This window comes from Geminisphaera colitermitum TAV2, assembly GCF_000171235.2.
In the GTDB taxonomy this organism is placed as follows: Bacteria; Verrucomicrobiota; Verrucomicrobiia; order Opitutales; family Opitutaceae; genus Geminisphaera; species Geminisphaera colitermitum.
In genome coordinates this window covers 1-2,870 of record NZ_ABEA03000093.1, presented here as the reverse complement: position 1 = coordinate 2,870, position 2,870 = coordinate 1, and the positions used below count along the sequence as shown (strand labels likewise).

The window sequence follows — 2,870 nt, the reverse complement described above, 5'->3', positions numbered from 1 at the left end:
CCCGTGCTGGCAACGACGACGCGGCGGATTGCGCGTTGCGTGCGCAGGCGCTGGCGGAGGCGTTGCGCTGGGGCGAGCCCAGCGTGACCGCTGACGGCAACGACCGCCTCATGTGGGCCATACCGGTGATGAAAAACCAGCGCACGCTGGGCGGACTGCTCGTCGCCGGCGTGCCGCTCGACCGCCGCGGCGCGCCCGGTTCGCTGGACGGACGCGTGATGCGCGCCTGCAAGTTCCTGGTCGAACTGGCGGTGGAACACGATCTGACCAACGCCGCCTTCCTCGAAGAACGCCGCCGCCAGGCCCGTCGGGAAAGCGAGTGGGCCGAGGCGTTGCACGAAACCAAATTCCGTCTCTACGACGACATCCGCGCCATTTATCTGCGTGAGGAACCCGCCCTCCTTGCCGCCATCCGGCGCGGCGAACGCGGCGAGGCCCGCAACATCATCAACCGCGTGCTCACGGCCATCTACACACTCGGCCGCACACGGCTCGACCTGCTCAAAAGCCTCTGCCTCGAACTCGTTGTCATCATGACGCGCACCGCCGTGCAGGCGGGCGGCGCGCCGGCGCGGATTCTCGGCCTCAATTTCCAGTCGCTCTCCACCCTCGCCAACCTGACCAATCAGGAGCAACTGGCGCGCTGGTTGTGCGAAATGCTCGAAGTATTGCTCGACGCGATACAGGACAACACCCGCCAGCCCAACGCCGTGCAACTGCACCGCGCCGTCGAGCACATGGAGGAACACTACGCCGACGAACTCTCCCGCGACGAAGTGGCGCGCGTGGCCGGCCTCTCACGCAGCCACTTCTCGCGCCTGATGCGGCAGCGCACCGGCGCGAGCTTTACGGACATGCTGACGCGCATCCGCCTCGACCACGCCTGCCGCCTGCTGCGGCGCGGCGAAGACATCGCTCAAGTCGCTCTCTCCTGCGGTTTTGCCGACCAAAGCTATTTCAACCGGGTTTTCAAGAAACGCACCGGCCTCACTCCGGGCGAATACGCGAAGGGCTCCCGCGGGAGTCGTGAACGTGAACGCGGTCCCGCACGAAAATCCAAAGAATAAGCACAACTCTACAATCACGGAATCATGCGCGGCTGGTATTGTGAATGCCATGACAGAACAGCCCGGCCCGGCTGCCACGGCTGTCATGACGCACGCACACACACAACCCAGACTCGCATGAAATACCACAAACTCACCATCACCGATCCGAAGGACCTCCTCTTCGGCACCGCCCCCCATCCCCTGCGCACCAAGCGCGGCCTCAACATCGGAGGCGGCATCGTGTATCCGGAACTCAACTTCACCCTGCCGCCCATGGAAGTCACCGCGGCCACGATGCCCGAAGTCGAACGCCAGTACGAAGGCATCATCACCGGCGCCCTGAAACGCGCCGCCGAACTCGAAGCCCCCGGCGTCGTCATCGAATTTGAAACCGTCCCCCCCATGACCTCCACCCCCGCCTGGGGACTCCGGCTCGCCAACATCCTCCTCGAAGGCATGGCCGACGCGCACGACAAGCTCGGCGTCGCGTCCGTCCTGCGCATGACGCCCAACGACAACCGCGAATTCATCCGCCCCCCCCTCATGCGCAGCGGCGAATACTGGGAAAAAATGCAGGAACTGTTTGAAGGCGCGGCGGCAGCCGGGGCCGAACTCCTCAGCATCGAATCCGTCGGCGGCAAGGAACTGCACGACGAGGCGCTCCTCCAGTGCGACCTCGGACAAGTCATCTACTCGATGTGCGTGCTCGGCGTGCGCGACATGGAGTTTTTGTGGAAACGCATCCACGAAATCGCCACGCCCCACGGCGCCGTGTGCGCGGGCGACACGGCCTGCGGCTTTGGCAACACCGCCATGGTGCTCGCCGAGCAGCGCATGATCCCGCGTGTATTCGCTGCGGTGGTGCGCGCCGTGTCCGCCGTGCGCTCGCTCGTCGCCTACGAATGCGGCGCGGTCGGGCCGGGCAAGGATTGCGGCTATGAAAACCCGTTTTTGAAGGCCATCACCGGCTTCCCGATGGCCATGGAGGGCAAGACCTCCGCCTGCGCCCACCTCAGTCCGCTGGGCAACATCGCCGCGGCCTATGCCGACACCTGGTCCAACGAATCCGTGCAAAACATCAAGCTGCTCGGCGGCATGGCCCCCACCTGTTACATGGAACAGCTCATCTACGATTGCCGCCTGATGAACCGCGCGCTGGCTGAGGGACGCGACTCCGCGCTCACCTTGCAACGCTGGCTGGTGGACGGCGACGCCGGGCTCGATCCGCAGGCGTGGATTTTGAGGCCCGCCAGCGTGATCGCCATCTCGCAGGCCATCGTTGACGCACCCGATGCCTACCGGGCGGGCGTGGCCGCCGCGCGCGCCGCCTTGCGCGAATTGCGAACGGGCTTCGAGTCCGGCGCACTCAAGCTGCACGCCCGCGAAGCCGCGTTTCTCGAACGCATCGAGGACCAGGCCGGCGAACTCCCGGACAACGAGGCGGATTTTATTTCCGCACAAAAATTGCTGGTTGATGCCGCCAAGTATCTTCCCGACGAATACGGGCTTTGAACGACGTCCCCGCCATTTTTGCCACGCCCGATCACGCTGCCCGCCGTCCGCCGCGGATTGTTCTGGTGGGCGGGCTTCGGGAGGCGGAACGGCTTCGATGGGAACGCAGTTTCCTTGAGACCGTTTCCGCCGCCACCGACCCGCGAAACTCCGTCGCCCTCCTTGCGGCGGCGGGGCTTAGTCTGCCCGAAGCCGACCGTCACACCTTGGGCGTGACGGTCTGGTTGCAACGCCGTCCGGCGTGCCTGTGCTGTCCTGATGCGAGGCTGGTCAGTGACATCCAAAATCTCGTGAACACGGAGGAGGGGG

The 2,870-nt window shown here is 65.2% G+C and carries 3 protein-coding genes; all 3 read left to right on the top strand.

The features are described from left to right. Nucleotides 1–1,067: AraC family transcriptional regulator (locus OBACDRAFT_RS09980; protein WP_157837011.1), on the top strand; the 1,067-nt coding region annotated here is incomplete at its 5' end. Nucleotides 1,068–1,184: 117 nt separating this feature from the next. Beyond that, complete coding sequence (locus OBACDRAFT_RS09975; RefSeq protein WP_043585236.1) at nucleotides 1,185–2,561, top strand: methanol--corrinoid methyltransferase; 1,377 nt, start codon at nucleotides 1,185–1,187, stop codon at nucleotides 2,559–2,561. After that, nucleotides 2,558–2,870: hypothetical protein (locus OBACDRAFT_RS09970; protein ID WP_043585233.1), on the top strand; the 313-nt coding region annotated here is incomplete at its 3' end. The genes OBACDRAFT_RS09975 and OBACDRAFT_RS09970, both read left to right, overlap by 4 nt.

What these genes read in the sequence shown, in the direction of transcription:
- OBACDRAFT_RS09975 (WP_043585236.1), top strand. Translation starts at nt 1,185, where the DNA reads ATGAAATACCACAAACTCACCATCACCGATCCGAAGGACCTCCTCTTC.